The sequence below is a fragment of the Dyella telluris genome (assembly GCF_014297575.1).
In the GTDB taxonomy this organism is placed as follows: Bacteria; Pseudomonadota; Gammaproteobacteria; order Xanthomonadales; family Rhodanobacteraceae; genus Dyella; species Dyella telluris.
In genome coordinates, this window is record NZ_CP060412.1 from 3604862 (window position 1) to 3621046 (window position 16185).

Sequence of the window (16185 nt, forward strand, 5' to 3'; positions counted from 1 at the left end):
TGCAAGCAGGAGAACGGCATGGCCGAAACGTTTGACCTGATCGTGCTGGGCGGTGGTTCGGGAGGTTTGGCCACGGCTTTTCGCGCCGCGCACCACGGTGCGCGCGTGGCTCTGCTGGAGCCCGGTGCGCTGGGAGGCACCTGCGTCAACGTGGGGTGCGTGCCGAAGAAGGCGCTGTGGTATGCCGGCCAGCTCGCGCTGGGGCAGCAGCTGGCGCTCGACTATGGCTTTGCCTCCACCCCCGGCCCGCTCGACTGGGAACACTTCCGCCAGCTGCGCCAGCACTACATCGACGGCATTCGGGGACGTTACGCCGCGCGTCTGGCGGATGTGGGCATCGAGCTCTACACCGAGACCGGACGCTTCGTTTCCGCCGATACCGTGGCCACGGCCTGCGGTGAAGAACTGCGCTCTGGGCGTATCGTGATTGCCACCGGAGGGCGCCCGCGCCGGCTTGAGCTGCCTGGCTTCGAGCTGGGCATGGTGTCGGACGACATGTTTTCCCTGCGTTCGCTGCCGCGGCGCATGGCGGTGATCGGCGGCGGTTACATCGCGGTGGAATTCGCCGGCCTGCTTCATGCGCTGGGCTGCGAGGTGACGCTGCATGTGCGCCATCGCATGCTCACCGACTTCGACGAGGAACTGGTGGACGGGCTGGACCGCCGCATGGTGGATGCGGGTGTCCGGCTTATGCGCCAGGTGGAGGTGACCGGGCTGCACCGCGAAGGCGACGCCATCATGGTCGATGACGCCGTCAACGGGTCGAACGGTCCTTACGACGCCGTGTTGTGGGCGATTGGTCGTGAACCCAACAGTGACCGGCTGGATCTCGACGCCGCCGGCGTGAACAGGGATCAAAACGGACGCATCGTTACGGATGCCTGGCAGAACACGAATATCGACGGCATCTTCGCCGTGGGCGACGTCACCGAGCGTCCCGAACTCACGCCGGTTGCCGTGGCGGCAGGGCGTCGCCTGGCCGATCGGCTGTTTGGCGGTCTGCCGGACAGCCGGCTCGACTACGACAACATTCCCAGCGTGGTGTTTGCCGAGCCGCCGATTGCACGGGTCGGGCTTACCGAGGCGCAGGCGCGTCAGTTCCACGGTGATCAGGTGCGCATCTACCGCGCGGCCTTTACGCCGCTGCCGTGGGCGGTGGGTGGGCGCAAGCAGCAGAGCCTGATGAAAATCGTCTGCGAAGGCGCTGACGAGCGCGTGGTTGGCATCCACGTGCTGGGTAGTGGTGCCGACGAGATGCTGCAGGGCTTCGCCGTGGCGATGAAGATGGGTCTGCGCAAGCGGGATCTCGACGCCACGGTGGCGATCCACCCGAGTTCGGCCGAAGAGCTGGTGCTGATGAGTTGATGCACTGGCATCGGCCTTGCGCCGGTCGCGCTAAACTCGGGCGATGACCGACACCTACGTGCTTCATCGCGGCAGCGCGCCGCTGCTGATCAGCCTGCCGCACGATGGCAGCCACATTCCCGACGACATCGCTGCGCGCATGCGCCCCGATGCACGGCGTTCGGTCGACACCGACTGGCACGTGGGGCGGCTGTATGAGCCGCTCGCCAGGGCGCTGGGCGCCAGCGTCATTCGTCCGATGGCATCGCGCTACGTGGTGGACCTCAATCGTCCTGCCGACGGCCATGCGCTTTACCCGGGCAAGCGCGAAACCGGGCTGGTCTCCACCATCGGGTTCGATGGCGAGCCGCTGTACCTCGATGGTGCCGAGCCCACGGCGGAAGAAATGCAACGCCGGGTAAACACGTACTGGCGTCCGTATCACGATGCGTTGTCGCAAGAACTTGGTCGCCTTCGGGCGGAGCATGGCCGCGTGGTGCTGTGGGATGGGCATTCCATCCGCAGTCGCGTGCCCATGCTGTTCGAAGGGCAGTTGCCCGACTTCAACCTGGGTACGGCCGAGGGCGCGAGTTGTTCGGCAGCGCTGCAGCAGAAGCTCAAGGACGTGCTGGAAACCCAGTCGCGCTACAGCTTCGTGGTCAATGGCCGCTTCAAGGGCGGTTACATCACGCGCCATTACGGGCAGCCGGAAAAAGGCGTGCAGGCCGTGCAACTGGAGCTGTCGCAGCTCAACTACATGGATGAAGACAGCTTCGCGTATGCCGAGGATCGCGCCGTGCAGGTGCAGGAAACCATCGCGCGCCTGCTGGCGCTTTGCGTTGGTTGACCGCAAGTAAATTCGGCAGTCGTTAGGGTCGTGCAATGTCAAGGTGCGGGCGCGGGAAATCTGGCGCGCCGCAGGGGAAAAAGCGGTTCCGGGCGATAGGAAAACGTGCGATGTTTCAGCCGTCGCGCCACTCGCGTTGCCGGGTTCCGGCCGGGTCCGTGACGGTTAACAGATAGACACGTCGAGGCTTATCACATGCGCAAGTTCGCGATCGCTTCCCTGCTCGTAGCGGGTATGGCTGTTTCCGGTTCACTGCTGGCCCAGGCCGCAGCTCCGCAGCCTGCGCCCGCGACCCCGTCGGCTGCACCGGCTGCTGCCGCGCCGGCCAGTACTTCGCATCACCACAAGAAGGACAAGAGCAGCAAGAACAACGGCCAGCCCAAGCAGAAGGGCAGCAAGTCTGCCAAGCGTACGGCCAAGTCCACGCTGCCGCAGACCGAAGCCAGCCACTGAGGCGAGGCCCAGCAAAAAGCCCCGGCGCGTGAGCGACGGGGCTTTTTGTTGGAGAAGTGAGTGAAGAGAAGTGAGTAGTGAGAGATGGCGTGAGAGAGACGCTGGTGCTTTCTCTCGTCTCTCACTCCTCTCAACTCACTCCTTGATGGCCGCGACGCACTTCAACTCGATGGCAATGGGCGTGGGCAGCGCCGTGATGCCCAGCGTGGTACGGCAGGCGTCCACGCCTGCGAAGTACTCGGCGTACAGTTTGTTGTAGACCGGGAAGTCGCGCGCCATGTCGGTGAGGAACACGGTGACGTCGACCAGGTCCTCCCAGCGCGCACCGCTGGCTTCCAGCACGGCGCGCACGTTGGCGAACACCTGGCGACACTGCGCCTCGATGTCGTAGCCGACGAGCTTGCCGTCACCGTCATGGACGTTGCCGGGAATGACATTGCTGCCCGGCGTGCGTGGACCCACGCCGGAGAGAAACAGCAGGTGCCCCACGCGACGGGCATGCGGGTACGCACCTACTGGCGCCGGCGCCTGGTTGGTGCGGACGACGTCACTCACCGGTTGAACTCGGGCAGGGTGCCCAGGCGCTGGAACGCATGCTCGTAAGCGGGCAGCAGCCCTTCGCGTGAACTCACGTGCATGCCCAGGTCGTTCACGTGACCGTCGAACAGGCTGTAGCACCACGCATGCACGGAGAGTTTCTGGCCGCGCTCCCAAGCATCCATCACCATCGTGGTGTGGCACACATTGACTACCTGTTCCATCGCGTTGAGTTCGCACAGGCGCGCGTTGCGCAGGTTCATCAGGTCGATGGAGGTGAGCAGCGATTTGTGCTTCTGCGCGACATCGGCCACGTGGCGCAACCAGTTGTCGACCAGGCCAAGGCGGCGGTCGTCCAGCACCGCCTGCACGCCACCGCAGCCATAGTGGCCCACCACGATGATGTGCTCGACCTTGAGCACGTCCACCGCGAACTGGATGGTGCTCAGGCAGTTCAGGTCGGTGTGCGACACCACGTTGGCGACGTTGCGCTGCACGAAGATGTCGCCCGGCGGCAGGTCCACGATCTGCGTGGCGGGCACGCGCGAATCGGAGCAGCCGATCCACAGGTACTTGGGCGCCTGTTGTTCGGCAAGGCGCTCGAAGAAGCGCGGATCCTGGTCACGGACGGCGGCGGACCACTGGCGGTTGCTGTCGAGCAGGTTTTGGAGAGGGCTTTTCACGGCGGCGTCCTCAATAGCGAATGCAGATGTTTTTCGGCTCGGTGAAGAAGCGCAGCGCATCGGCGCCGCCTTCGCGGCCGAGGCCGGATTGTTTGGTGCCACCGAACGGCGTGCGCAGGTCGCGCAGCAGCCAGCAGTTGGTCCACACGATGCCGAAATCAAGCTGGGCGCCGAAGCGGTGCGCGCGCGACAGGTCGCGCGTCCACACCGAGGCGGCCAGGCCATAACCCGTACCGTTGGCGGTGGCGAGCGCTTCGGCTTCGTCCTCGAACGGAATCAGCGTGACCACCGGCCCAAAGATCTCGTGCTGGTTGGTGGCAGCGTCACTGCCCAGGCCTTCGATGACAGTCGGTGCAACGAACCAGCCGTTGCCACAGCGTCCTTCCACGTTCACGGACTCGCCGCCGCAAAGGATGCGGCCACCTTCCTCACGTGCCGTGGCGATGCAGCCCATCACCTTGTCGAAGTGGTCGCGCGATACCAGCGCGCCGAGATCGCTGCCTGCTTCGTTCGGGTCGCCGACACGCAGCGCTTTCACCCGGGCGAGATAACGTTCGCGGAAGGCATCGACGATGGAGCGCTGGACCAGCAGGCGTGACCCGCACAGGCAGATCTCGCCCTGGTTGGCGAAGCCCGAACGCACGATGGTGTCGAGGTTGGCGTCGCTGAGGTCGGCGTCTTCGAACACCACGGCGGGATTCTTGCCACCGAGCTCCAGCGAAACCTTCTTGAACTGCGGTGCGGCGACGGCGGCAATCTGCGCGCCGGTGCGCGTGCTGCCGGTGAAGGACACGGCCTTCACCGCCACGTGTTCCACGATGGCCTGGCCGACCGTGGGGCCGCGTCCCTGCACGATGTTGAACACGCCGGGCGGAAAGCCCGCTTCAATGCTCAGCTCGCCCAGCAGGGCGGCCGTGCACGGCGTGATTTCCGAAGGCTTGGCCACCACGGTATTGCCGCTGGCCAGCGCCGGGGCGATCTTCCAGGTGAACAGATACAGCGGCAGGTTCCACGGGCTGATGCAGCCCACCACGCCCAGCGGCTGGCGCAGCGTGTAGTTGATCGCGCCCATTTCCATGGCGTGCGATTCGCTGCTCCAGCCCATGATGGCGGCCGCGAAAAAACGCAGGTTGGAAACGGCACGCGGAATATCGAGGCTGCGCGCCTGGGCCAGCGGTTTGCCGCTGTCACGCGATTCCAGCGCCACGAACTCGTCCATGCGTGCTTCGACCAGGCTGGCCAGCCGGTGCAGCAGGTTGGCGCGTTGCTCTGCCGGCGTGGCGGCCCAGGCGGGCGCGGCACGCCTGGCGGCGGCCACGGCGTCGGCGACGTCATCGGAAGAGGAATCGGGACAGTGTGCGAAGACCTGGCCGGTAGCCGGTTCGAACACGTCCAGCCATTGATCGTTGCGTGGCGCCGAAAGGCGGCCGTCGATCAGGTTGGCGAGGCGCAGGGTAGGCATCTGCGCAAGCTTAAGGCCTGAGGCCCCCAATTGCACCGGACGCGGGCGTATGCGTTGGGCGTTGGCGGGTGCGCTCCCACAACGTCGCTGGGCCGTTCAACTCAGCGAACGCGTCCTGCCGCCGTCCACCGCGATGCTCACGCCGTTGACGTAGGCCGCGGCCGGCGTGCACAGGAAGGCGATCACGGCAGCGACTTCCTCGGCATCGCCAAAGCGGCGGGCCGGGACGGTTGCCAGCATGCCCTGGGCGATGTCTTCCTCGCTGCGGCCGCTGCTGCGGGCCTGGGCGGTGAGCAGGCCATCGAGGCGGGCGGTGCGGGTGTAGCCGGGCAGCACGTTGTTGACCGTGATGCCATCGGCAGCCAGTTCGCCGGACAGCGTCTTGGCCCAGCTCGCCACGGCAGCGCGGATGGTGTTGGACACGCCCAGCCCGGGGATGGGCTCTTTCACCGACGTGGAAATCACGTTGACGATGCGGCCATAGCCGCTGGCGCGCATGCCGGGCAGCAGGGCCTGCACCAGCGTCTGGCCGGCCAACAGGTGCTGGCGGAACGCCAGCTCGAACGCATCGGCGGTGGCCGTGTGAGCCGGGCCGCCCGGTGGGCCGCCGGTGTTGTTGATCAGGATCTCGAGCGGGTGCTCGGCCACCATGTTGGCCAGCGCGTCGCGCAGGCTGTCGGTCTGCGTCATGTCCACCGCGAACCAGCGGTGCTGCTGGCCGTGCTTGCGGGGCAGGCTGTCGGCGACCGCATTGAGTGCATCGGCCGAGCGCGAAAGCAGGGTGACGCTGGCGCCCAGTTCGGCCAGTTCGATCGCGCTGGCGCGTCCGATGCCCTGTGAGGCACCGCAGACCAGTGCATGGCGTCCGCTCAGATCCAGTTGCATGGCCGGCTCCTGTCCGGAAAAGAGATCAGCGTGCGGTGTACTGCAGGGCGAGTGCGCCGAACCAGCACAGCCACGCGGCCCACAGACTGTAGCGCCACGCGGAGCGCCAGCGGGTGACGGCGTTGTCTTCCAGTGCGGGCAGCACCGGCGAGCGCAGGGCCAGCTGCAGGCGTACCCAGGTGCGCACCGCGTTGGTGGGCTGACCATCGCTTTCGGAGATGATCTTCCACTCGTTCGGATGGCGGCTGCGCAGCAGCGACGCAATGCGGTACTGCGCACCGAAGTGCAGCAGGAAACAGGCGACGCCGGCCAGGAGTAGCGAAAGATAGAGCTGGATCATGCCGTGCCTGTCGTTGAGGGTTTGCCGACGGGGACTCAGCTCTTGGCCGAGCCGTCCGTCGTCTGCGTGGCGTTGGTGTTGTTCGCGCCACCCGGCGCTGCCGCGGGTTTGCCCGCATCCGGTTTGGCGGTGTCCGTGCCGATGCCGGGCAGCGGAATGGCTTCGCGCAGCGTACTCAGCACACCCTTGCCTTGCTCAGGCTTGGCGCAGATCGCGCTGTCCACGGCGTTCTGATAGGTCTTGTCCATCAGGCCAACCCACACGGTGCCATCCGGCCCGTGTGGCACTTTGAAGGTGCCTGCGGCGGCCATCTTCACCGGGGCTTCGGCGGAAAACGCCGCGGGCGACTGCTCCCAGTAGGTGCTGCCGGCCTGCTGCTTGGCCGAGCTGTACAGCACCAGATAGCGCGCACGCTCGTCGGTGATGTCCATGCTGCCGAAGGCGCCGCTGGTTTCGTCAGTCCAGCCCATGTGCTCGCACAGGCTGAGGTCCTTGCTGTCGATCGGCTGGAAGGCCTCGTCCAGCACCACCACGGTGGGTGCGAACAGATAGCTGGCACGCAGCCAGCGGCCGTTCAATTCGGACTTCACGGCCACGCGGTAGGGCGTCTGCGTTTCACGCGGCAGCGCAAAGCTCAGGAAATAACTGCGGTCGCCATTGAGGTTGGCCACCATGCTGCCCGGGCCAAGCTCGAACTTCTTGGGCTGCCACGGCAGCGCGTTCTGGTAGGAGAAATCCGCGAACGTGCTGCAGCAGGGCGTGGCCTGCTGCAGCTGCTTCTTCGCGTGGTCGAGGCTGCTGTTGGCGTTGTCCGGCGCGCGCAGGTTGGGCGGCACCAGCGATTTCACGCTGCAGCCGCCCGCCATGGCGGCGGACACGAAAAGGGCAGTGGCGACGAGAAGACGGTAGCGCATAACTTGACCGGGTATCAGAACTCCGCTGTCCCCGCCGCACGCGGATAGGGGATGGCATCGCGGATGTTGGAAAGGCCGCACACATAGACCAGCAGGCGCTCGAAGCCGAGGCCAAAGCCGGCGTGCGGTACGGTGCCGTAACGGCGCAGGTCACGGTACCAGCCATAAGTGGCAGGATCGAGGCCAAACTGGACCATGCGGCGGTCGAGATAATCCAGGCGCTCTTCGCGCTGCGCACCACCGATGATCTCGCCGATGCCCGGGGCCAGCACGTCCATCGCGGCAACGGTTTTGCCGTCGTCGTTCAGGCGCATGTAGAAGGCCTTGATCTGCTCGGGGTAGTTCATCACCACCACCGGGCGGCCGACGTGCTTTTCGGCGAGGTAACGCTCGTGTTCGGTCTGCAGGTCGATACCCCAGGCCACCGGGAACTCGAATTTCTGTTTGGAGTTCTTGAGGATCTCGATGGCGTCGGTGTAATCGATGCGCTCGAACGGTTCGGCAATAAAGGCTTCCAGACGGCTGATTGCATCCGGCTGCACGCGCTCGGCGAAGAACGCCATGTCATCCGCACGTTCGTCGAGTACAGCCTTGAAGATGGCCTTGAGGAAGCCTTCCGCGCAGTCGGCGTTGTCGTTGAGATCAGCGAAGGCGATCTCCGGTTCCACCATCCAGAACTCGGCTAGGTGACGCGCCGTGTTGGAGTTCTCGGCACGGAAGGTCGGGCCGAAGGTGTACACCTTGCTCATCGCCAGGCAGTAAGCCTCGACGTTGAGCTGGCCGGACACGGTGAGGAAGGCTTCGCGACCGAAGAAATCCTTGCGGAAATCGATCTTGCCATCCGGCGTGCGCGGCAGGTTGGCCAGGTCCAGCGTGGACAGGCGGAACATGTCGCCCGCGCCTTCCGCATCGGACGTGGTGATGATGGGCGTGTTGATCCAGAAAAAGCCCTGTTCGGTGAGCCAGCGATGGATTGCCATCATCATGGTGTGGCGCACGCGGGTGACGGCGCCGAACAGGTTGGTGCGCGGGCGCAGGTGCGCCACTTCGCGCAGGAACTCCATGGTGTGCGGCTTGGGCTGGATCGGATAAGTCAGCGGATCGTCCACGAAACCGGTCACCTCGACCGTGTCGGCCTGGATCTCGAAACGCTGGCCCTTGCCCTGCGACGGCACCAGCGTGCCGGTCACGATCAGGCCCGCGCCGGTGGTGAGGTGCTTCACCTCGGTCTCGTAATTGGCCACCTTGTCGGTGACCACCGCCTGGATGGGGTCGAAGCAGGAACCATCGGTCACATTCACGAAGGACAGGCCGCCCTTCGAATCACGGATCGTGCGCACCCAACCGCGCACGGTCACGGTGCTGCCAGCAGCAATGCTGCCGGAGAGAGCCTGCTTGACGCTAACCACCGTCATGGATTGAAACTCCTGCTGGGCGCCGCATATCGGACGCGTAAGTCGAACTGGGCATGATGCCGAACTGGGCATGATAATGTACGTATCGTTCAGGTTCGACCCTTCGCGTCCCATTTCGGACAGTCTCAGCTGCCAGTAGTTGCATCGCCCATGACCATCACCATCACTCCCGCCGCCAGCGAACGCATGCGCTCCTTCCTTGCCGGCACCCCCGGCGCCGCCGGCGTGCGCTTTGGCGTGAAGAAGACCGGCTGCTCCGGTTTCGGCTACGTGGTGGACCTGGCCCAGTCGCTGGGCGAGGGCGACGAGCTGGTGAACGTGGACGGCGTGCCGCTGATCGTGGACGGCAAGAGCCTGCCCCTGATCGACGGCACGGTGATCGATTTCCAGCGCCAGGGCTTGAATGCCAGCTTCGTGTTCCACAACCCCAACGCCACCGGCGAATGCGGTTGCGGCGAGAGTTTCACCGTCGGCTGAGATACGCCGCGGCGCGGCAGGACGTCGTCCGCTTGCCCCAAAGTACTGAATTCCCTTACACTTCCGCTTCTGTCCAAGCCCCATAGGCCTGGGCAGAACCTTGCCTCACCGCATATGCGGGCGGCTGCCAGGCCCTAAAAAGGCCGCATCCTCAAGGAGTTAACCTACGATGTCCCTGCGACATTACGAAGTCGTGTTCCTGGTCCACCCTGACCAGAGCGAGCAGGTCCCGGCCATGATCGAGCGCTACAAGGCGCTGATCGAGACCGACGGCGGCAAGATCCACCGTCTGGAAGACTGGGGCCGTCGCCAGCTGGCGTACCCCATCGTGAACCTGGCCAAGGCTCACTACGTCATGCTCAACATCGAAGTCAGCCAGAACGCGCTGAACGAACTCGAGTCGGGCTTCCGCTTCAATGACGCCGTCCTGCGTCACCTGGTCATCAAGCGTGACGAGGCTGACACCGAGCAGTCCTTCATCCTGAAGTCCAAGGAAAAGGATGACGCCAAGTCCTCGCGTCGCCGCGATGACGACAGCGATGGTGATGAGCGTCCGGCCCGTCGCGAACGCGACGACCGTGACAACGATCGCGACAGCGACGACTGATCAGGAGCACAGACATGTCCAAGTTCTTCCGCCGCCGCAAGTTCTGCCGCTTCACGGCCGAAAAGGTCAAAGAGATCGACTACAAGGATCTCAACACCCTGCGCCAGTACGTGACCGAGAACGGCAAGATCGTTCCGTCGCGCATCACCGGCACCAAGGCCAAGTACCAGCGTCAGCTGGCGACCGCGATCAAGCGCGCTCGCTTCCTGGCTCTGCTGCCGTACACCGACAACCACGACGTCTGATCGTGGCGTGCGCCGGGTGGTAACGCCCGGCGCACCGTCAAACTCTTCGGACAACCGTCCACGGCTGCGCCGGGCCCATCCGGTGCTAACGAAAAGGAACCATCATGGAACTGATTCTTCTCGAGAAAGTCCGCAACCTCGGCAACCTGGGCGACAAGGTCAAGGTCAAGCCGGGTTACGGTCGTAACTACCTGCTGCCGCAGGGCAAGGCCGTGCCGGTCAACGCCGCCAACCTCGAAGCTTTCGAGAAGCGCCGCGCCGAATACGAAGCCAAGGCTGCCTCGCAGCTGTCGGGCGCTGAAGGCCGCAAGGCCAAGCTGGAAGGCGCTTCGGTGACCCTCACCGTGAACGCCAGCCCGGAAGGCAAGCTGTACGGCTCGGTCGGTCCGCGCGAAATCGCCGAGGCTCTGGAAGCCGCCGGTTTCGAAGTGCACAAGAACGAAGTGATCCAGGGCGAAGGCCCGATCCGTCACACCGGCGAGTTCGAAGCCGTGATCGCGCTGCACGCTGACGTGCAGACCTCGGTCAAGGTGATCGTGGTCGGCGAGAAGTAAGTCGCCCCATCGCCAGCAGTACCCAGACGGGCGCCTCCGGGCGCCCGTTTGTTTTTGCCCGGTTCGCCTCGGTTTATCCACAGCGAACCACAGCTTATCCACAGACTTATTGTCTCGTCGCCTGAGATGGCGCCGCGTATGCTCTGTCGTCATTGCCATACCACCGGCGGCCTGCCGTCGGTTCGCTCCGAGGAACCGCGATGTCCTTCGTTTCCGACCGCTCCGATGAACCCGGGCGCCGGCGCCGCTCTGATCGCGACCGCGATCGCAAGCCGAGCCCGAGCATCGACGCGCTGCGCATGCCGCCGAACTCCATCGATGCGGAGCAGGCCGTGCTGGGCGGTCTCATGCTCTCGCCCGATTCGATGGACAAGGTTGCCGACCGCCTGAGCGAGCAGGACTTCTATCGCAAAGACCATCGCCTGATCTGGCGTGCCATCACCGAGCTGGCGGCCAAGGGCATGCCTTGCGATGCGGTGACGCTGGGTGACTGGTTCGAAAGCAACGGCCTGGCCGAGATGGTGGGTGGTGCCGCCTACCTGATCGAGCTGGCGAACACGACGCCCAGCGCCGCGAACATCGCGGCCTATGCAGAAATCGTGCGCGAAAAGTCGGTGTTGCGCATGCTGATCGACGCCGGCACGGGCATCACCGAAGACGGTTACCAGCCCGAAGGCAAAACCGTGCAGGAGGTGCTGGAGCGCGCCGAGCAGGCGGTATTCAAGATCGCCGAGTCGGGCGCGCGCGGCAAGAAAGACACCGTGTCCATGCGCGAGGCAGTGAAGGATGCGTTCCGCATTCTTTCCGAGCGTTTCGAGATGAAAGGTCAGCTCACCGGTGTGTCCACCGGCTTCAATGACCTGGACGAACTTACCTCGGGCTTGCAACCGTCCGACCTGATCATCGTGGCCGCGCGACCCTCCATGGGCAAAACCGCGTTCTCGGTGAACATGGCCGAAGCCGTGGCCATGCGTGGCAAGAAGGCCGTGGCGATCTTCTCGATGGAAATGTCGGCCTCTCAGCTGGCCTTCCGAATGATTTCCTCGGTGGGCCGCATTCACGCGCAGCACCTGCGCAATGGCGATCTCGCCGAGGAAGATTGGCCGCGCGTCACCAATGCCATTGCGCTGCTGTCCGAAGCCAAGATCTTCATCGACGACACGCCGAGCCTGTCGCCGGTGGAAATGCGTTCCCGTGCGCGTCGCCTGCATCGCGAGCATGGTGGCCTCGGGCTTATCGTCATCGACTACCTGCAGCTCATGCAGGTACCGGGCATGAACGAAAACCGCGCCACCGAAATCTCCGAGATCTCGCGCTCGCTGAAGGGCCTGGCCAAGGAACTCAATTGCCCGGTGATTGCGCTGTCGCAGTTGAACCGCTCGCTGGAACAGCGCGCCGACAAGCGTCCGATGATGTCCGACCTGCGCGAATCGGGCGCTATCGAACAGGACGCGGACGTGATCATGTTCATTTACCGCGACGAGTACTACAACAAGGAATCGCCGGATAAGGGCCTGGCCGAAATCATCATCGGCAAGCAGCGTAACGGCCCGACCGACACGGTGAAGCTGACCTTCCTCGGTCACTACACCAAGTTCGAGAACTACGCGCCCGATTCCTTCGTCGGCGCCTTCGAATAAGCCACAAGCCGCACGTACAGGTGCCGTTCCGCTAGAGGAATGGCGCCTGTACCGCCTTGCGCCCGTTGCGGTTTCTGCACGCGAAAGCCGTGCGCGATTCACATATCGCGGCGCAGTCTCGTAGGCACACTCTTGCACGAGGCACGACACATGTCGCTGATCCTTCTGCTCATCATCGTTTTGCTTCTGCTTGGCGCGTTGCCGTCATGGCCTTATAGCCGCGGATGGGGTTACGGCCCCAGCGGTGGCCTGGGCCTGATCCTGGTGATCCTGATCGTGCTGCTCATCCTGGGTGTCCTCTGAGCGAGGTGCTTTCATGAAGCGGACCCTGACTCCCCTTGCACTGATGTTCGGATGCCTGGCCCTGGCCGGTTGCGGCAGCGACACGCGCATGGTGCAGAACAACGAAACCTGCGGCCGGCAGATGACCGATCTGCAGAATGCGCTGGCCTCCGGCGCGATGACCCAGCACGAATACGACAAGGCACGACGCGTCGCCATAGAGCGCTGCAACTCCCGTGACGATCGCTGAGTGGGGCGTTGGCCACTGGTGAGGGTGGCCCTTGCCCGGGGAATGCCACGGGGGCGCCCCGGGAGTGCCGGACCGTCGGGTTAGGTTGGGCACGTGGGGCCGGATGGTCGTGGACAAGACTGGTAAGCTTCCCGTCCTGTCTGAGGCCAGCCGGCCCGTCCTTTTGACATTCCTCACCGCGCCCACGCGGGCGCCAGGCACGCATGAGCCGCACTACTGTCGCCACCGTCCATCTCGGCGCACTGCGCCACAACCTTGCCCGCATCAAGCAGCTGGCTGCGCCGGCGAAAGTCATGGCGGTGGTCAAGGCCGATGCCTATGGGCATGGCCTGGAGCGCGTGGCACGGGCGCTGGATGGCGAGGCGGACGCGTTCGCCGTGGCGGCCCTTGGCGACGGGTTGCGGCTGCGTGCGGCCGGCCATCGCCAGCGCATCGTGGTGTTGTCCGGGCCGGATCGCGCCAGCGACATCGCCGAGATGCAGCGACTGAACCTCGATGCGGCCATCCATCATGAAGAACAGCTGCATTGGCTGAAGGAAGCCTCGCCATCGCGCGGCCTGCTGCGCGTGTGGCTGAAGGTGGACAGTGGCATGCATCGCCTGGGCTTTGCACCGGAAGCCGTGTCTTTTGTGCACGCGCAGCTGGCGTCGATGCCCGGCATTGATCCGGACATCGGCCTGCTCACCCACTTCGCCGAATCCGAAGTGTTCGACGGCACCGAAACGCCGGCACAGATCGCGCGCTTCACCGAGGCGACGCAAGGGCTGCGCGGTCCCCGTTCGTTGTCCAATTCCGCCGCGGTGCTCGGCTGGGCCAGCGCGCGTGGCGACTGGGTGCGCACCGGCGGCCTGCTGTACGGCTTGTCGGTGGTCGACGGCAAGGTGGGAGCGGATTTCGGCTTCCGCCCGGCGATGACGCTGAGCACTCGCCTGATTGCCATCAATCGCATCGGCAAGGGCGAACGCATCGGTTACAACGGCACCTGGACCTGCCCCGAAGACATGCCCGTCGGCGTGGCAGCGGTAGGTTATGGCGATGGTTATCCCCGCAGCGCGGTGGCGGGCACGCCCGTGCTGGTGGGTGATCGCCGGGTGCCCCTGATCGGTCGCGTGTCGATGGACCTGATTACGCTGGATCTGCGCGAGGCGCCCGATGCGAAGGTGGGGGACCGCGTGATGCTGTGGGGGCCGGAATTGCCGGTGGAAATCATCGCGGCCCAGGCGGGCACGATTTCCTATGACCTGACCTGCGGCATGACCCGGCGCGTGCTGTTCGTTGAGGACGAGGACTGAGCCGGCAATCCGCGCTCAGCCAGGGTTTTTCCCCGCCCGCACCTTGGCCCGTGCCACTTCTTCGGGGTCGAAACCCCAGTCACCCTGCTCGAGCCAGTCGTCACCGAGGACTTCAATCGGGTGGGGTGTGCGGCCTGAGCCGTTGCCGCAACGCAGTGCGTCGGCGGCGCAGTATTTGTCGCAACCCCAGCAGATGCGCTCGGGATGCGTGGGAAAGAGGGCGATCTTCTTGGCCATGGTCGGGGCGGTGGGTAAAGCGCCGACCTCCACGCTAGCAAACGCCCCATGATCGACCCGTGATCCAGGTCAGCCGGGTCCTCCGGCTGCGTCTCGCCGATTGCGATGGCGCCCGGCTAAGCTTGCCCATCTACCGACGTTTTCAGGAAGCCCGCATGGCCAAAGCCAAAACCGCCTATGTCTGCACGGATTGCGGGGCGGAACATTCCAAGTGGCAGGGCCAGTGCGTGGACTGTGGGGTGTGGAACACGCTGAGTGAAATCGTGCTGCAGCCGGCCGTGAAGTCGGCGGGTGCGGCGCGCGGCACGGCGGGCTATGCCGGTGCGGCGGCCGGTTCGCCGAAAGTCACACCGCTCACGTCGGTGGCGCTCCATGCGGAAACGCGCACGCTCACCGGCATCGGCGAGCTGGACCGCGTGCTGGGCGGTGGCCTGGTGGATGGCTCGGTGGTGCTGATCGGCGGTGACCCGGGTATCGGCAAGTCGACCTTGCTGCTGCAGATGCTGGGTACGCTGGGCGCTCAGATTCCCAGCGTGTATGTCACGGGCGAGGAATCGCTGGCGCAGGTGGCATCGCGTGCGCAGCGGCTGGATCTTCCGCTGGGGCCCTTGCATGCGCTCGCGGAAACCTGCATCGAGCGCATCATCGAACAGGCATTGAGCAGCCGCCCGCGCGTGCTGGTGATCGACTCCATCCAGACCATCTGGACCGAACTGCTCACCGCGGCACCGGGTTCGGTGAGCCAGGTGCGTGAATCCGCAGCCAAGCTCACGCGCTTCGCCAAGGAAACCGGTACGTCGGTGTTCCTGGTGGGGCACGTCACGAAGGAGGGCGGCATTGCGGGGCCGCGCGTGCTTGAGCACATGGTCGATGCCGTGCTGTATTTCGAAGGCGAATCCGGCAGCCGTTTCCGGGTGCTGCGCGCGTTCAAGAACCGCTTCGGCGCGGTGAACGAGCTGGGGGTGTTCGCCATGTCGGAGAAGGGGCTGCGTGAAGTGCCCAATCCCTCGGCGATCTTCCTGTCCGCCCACAGCGGGCCGACCTCGGGCAGTGCGGTGATGGTGACGCGCGAAGGCACGCGTCCCTTGCTGGTGGAGGTGCAGGCGCTGGTGGATCAGTCCTCGCTGGGCAACCCGCGTCGCGTGGCGCTGGGCCTGGAGCAGAACCGCCTCGCCATGTTGCTGGCGGTGCTTCACCGTCATGGCGGCGTCGCCGCGTATGACCAGGACGTGTTCGTCAACGTGGTGGGTGGCATTCGCGTGCAGGAGACCGCCGCGGATCTTCCGGTGTTGCTGGCGGTGCTGTCGTCGTTGCGGGATCGGCCCTTGCCTGAAAAGACCATCGCGTTTGGCGAAGTGGGTTTGTCGGGGGAGATCCGTCCGGTGCCCAATGGCGAGGAGCGCCTGAAGGAAGCGGCGCATCATGGCTTCCACAAGGCCATCGTGCCGAAGGCGAATGCGCCAAAGAAGGCGAAGGTGGGGGAGATGGAGATTGTGGCGGTGGAGCGGTTGTCGCAGGCGATCGACGCTTGTCGCTAGCTCTTGCTCCCTCTCCCCTTTGGGGAGAGGGTTGGGGTGAGGGGCGGGTGCTTGCCTCGCCGCGTCTATCCGTCATCCCGGCGCAGGCCGGGATCCAGTTTCCGTAGCGGTCGGTTATCGACCCACCGCTGCATTCTTTTGACCGTCATTCCAGCGAGAGCTGGGGTCCAGTGCCTTTGCTCT

20 protein-coding genes are annotated in these 16185 nt (G+C 64.9%); 12 read left to right on the top strand and 8 right to left on the bottom strand.

The genetic code is table 11. The annotated features are described in order from the left end of the window. Positions 1-18 precede the first annotated feature (18 nt). From gorA to H8F01_RS15795, 3 genes are all read left to right on the top strand, one after another. Complete coding sequence (gene gorA / locus H8F01_RS15785) at positions 19-1365, top strand: glutathione-disulfide reductase (protein WP_187056017.1); 1347 nt, start codon at positions 19-21, stop codon at positions 1363-1365. 43 nt (positions 1366-1408) lie between these two features. Continuing rightward, the gene (gene hutG / locus H8F01_RS15790; RefSeq protein ID WP_187056018.1) at positions 1409-2191 is read left to right on the top strand and encodes an N-formylglutamate deformylase; all 783 of its coding nucleotides are present in this window, start codon (positions 1409-1411) and stop codon (positions 2189-2191) included. A gap of 195 nt (positions 2192-2386) precedes the next feature. Continuing rightward, the gene (locus tag H8F01_RS15795) at positions 2387-2644 is read left to right on the top strand and encodes a hypothetical protein (protein ID WP_187056019.1); all 258 of its coding nucleotides are present in this window, start codon (positions 2387-2389) and stop codon (positions 2642-2644) included. A gap of 135 nt (positions 2645-2779) precedes the next feature. Here the strand turns inward: H8F01_RS15795 and H8F01_RS15800 are convergent, their stop codons facing one another. The 7 genes from H8F01_RS15800 to asnS all read right to left on the bottom strand — a co-directional run bounded on the left by H8F01_RS15800 (position 2780) and on the right by asnS (position 8880). Continuing rightward, positions 2780-3199: a RidA family protein gene (locus H8F01_RS15800; RefSeq protein WP_187056020.1), complete on the bottom strand. Its 420-nt coding sequence runs from the start codon at positions 3197-3199 to the stop codon at positions 2780-2782. Then, entirely contained in the window at positions 3196-3864 is a 669-nt protein-coding gene (can, locus tag H8F01_RS15805; RefSeq protein WP_187056021.1) for a carbonate dehydratase, read from the bottom strand. Before can ends, H8F01_RS15800 begins: the two co-directional genes overlap by 4 nt. 10 nt (positions 3865-3874) lie before the next feature. After that, positions 3875-5326, bottom strand: coding sequence for an aldehyde dehydrogenase (locus H8F01_RS15810; RefSeq protein WP_187056022.1), 1452 nt, complete (start codon positions 5324-5326; stop codon positions 3875-3877). Positions 5327-5422: 96 nt separating this feature from the next. Continuing rightward, positions 5423-6211, bottom strand: a complete 789-nt coding sequence (locus tag H8F01_RS15815; RefSeq protein WP_187056023.1) for an SDR family oxidoreductase — start codon at positions 6209-6211, stop codon at positions 5423-5425. 25 nt (positions 6212-6236) lie between these two features. Then, positions 6237-6551 carry a hypothetical protein gene (locus H8F01_RS15820; protein WP_187056024.1) on the bottom strand — a complete coding sequence of 105 codons (315 nt, stop codon included), beginning with the start codon at positions 6549-6551 and terminating at the stop codon, positions 6237-6239. A 35-nt stretch (positions 6552-6586) separates the two neighbouring features. Further along, positions 6587-7465, bottom strand: coding sequence for a MalM family protein (locus tag H8F01_RS15825; RefSeq protein WP_187056025.1), 879 nt, complete (start codon positions 7463-7465; stop codon positions 6587-6589). A 14-nt stretch (positions 7466-7479) separates the two neighbouring features. Next, positions 7480-8880, bottom strand: coding sequence for an asparagine--tRNA ligase (asnS, locus tag H8F01_RS15830; protein WP_187056026.1), 1401 nt, complete (start codon positions 8878-8880; stop codon positions 7480-7482). A 150-nt stretch (positions 8881-9030) separates the two neighbouring features. Here asnS and H8F01_RS15835 point away from each other — a divergent pair, with 150 nt between their 5' ends. From H8F01_RS15835 to alr, 8 genes are all read left to right on the top strand, one after another. Next, positions 9031-9357 (top strand): HesB/IscA family protein, encoded by a 327-nt coding sequence (locus H8F01_RS15835; RefSeq protein ID WP_187056027.1) that lies wholly within the window; start codon positions 9031-9033, stop codon positions 9355-9357. Positions 9358-9526: 169 nt separating this feature from the next. Beyond that, the gene (gene rpsF / locus H8F01_RS15840) at positions 9527-9964 is read left to right on the top strand and encodes a 30S ribosomal protein S6 (RefSeq protein WP_187056028.1); all 438 of its coding nucleotides are present in this window, start codon (positions 9527-9529) and stop codon (positions 9962-9964) included. A gap of 14 nt (positions 9965-9978) precedes the next feature. Next, complete coding sequence (gene rpsR / locus H8F01_RS15845) at positions 9979-10209, top strand: 30S ribosomal protein S18 (RefSeq protein ID WP_187056029.1); 231 nt, start codon at positions 9979-9981, stop codon at positions 10207-10209. Between the two features lie 104 nt (positions 10210-10313). Then, the gene (gene rplI / locus H8F01_RS15850) at positions 10314-10763 is read left to right on the top strand and encodes a 50S ribosomal protein L9 (RefSeq protein ID WP_187056030.1); all 450 of its coding nucleotides are present in this window, start codon (positions 10314-10316) and stop codon (positions 10761-10763) included. Positions 10764-10963: 200 nt separating this feature from the next. Beyond that, positions 10964-12403 (top strand): replicative DNA helicase, encoded by a 1440-nt coding sequence (locus H8F01_RS15855; protein WP_187056031.1) that lies wholly within the window; start codon positions 10964-10966, stop codon positions 12401-12403. A 150-nt stretch (positions 12404-12553) separates the two neighbouring features. Continuing rightward, positions 12554-12706, top strand: a complete 153-nt coding sequence (locus H8F01_RS15860) for a DUF3309 family protein (protein ID WP_187056032.1) — start codon at positions 12554-12556, stop codon at positions 12704-12706. Between the two features lie 13 nt (positions 12707-12719). Beyond that, complete coding sequence (locus tag H8F01_RS15865; RefSeq protein WP_187056033.1) at positions 12720-12935, top strand: YgdI/YgdR family lipoprotein; 216 nt, start codon at positions 12720-12722, stop codon at positions 12933-12935. Positions 12936-13138: 203 nt separating this feature from the next. Then, positions 13139-14227, top strand: coding sequence for an alanine racemase (alr, locus tag H8F01_RS15870; RefSeq protein ID WP_187056034.1), 1089 nt, complete (start codon positions 13139-13141; stop codon positions 14225-14227). Between the two features lie 15 nt (positions 14228-14242). Here the strand turns inward: alr and H8F01_RS15875 are convergent, their stop codons facing one another. After that, complete coding sequence (locus H8F01_RS15875; RefSeq protein ID WP_187056035.1) at positions 14243-14464, bottom strand: DUF3079 domain-containing protein; 222 nt, start codon at positions 14462-14464, stop codon at positions 14243-14245. A gap of 155 nt (positions 14465-14619) precedes the next feature. Between H8F01_RS15875 and radA the strand changes: the two genes are divergently transcribed. Further along, positions 14620-16002, top strand: a complete 1383-nt coding sequence (radA, locus tag H8F01_RS15880; protein WP_187056036.1) for a DNA repair protein RadA — start codon at positions 14620-14622, stop codon at positions 16000-16002. The last annotated feature ends 183 nt before the right edge of the window (positions 16003-16185 follow it).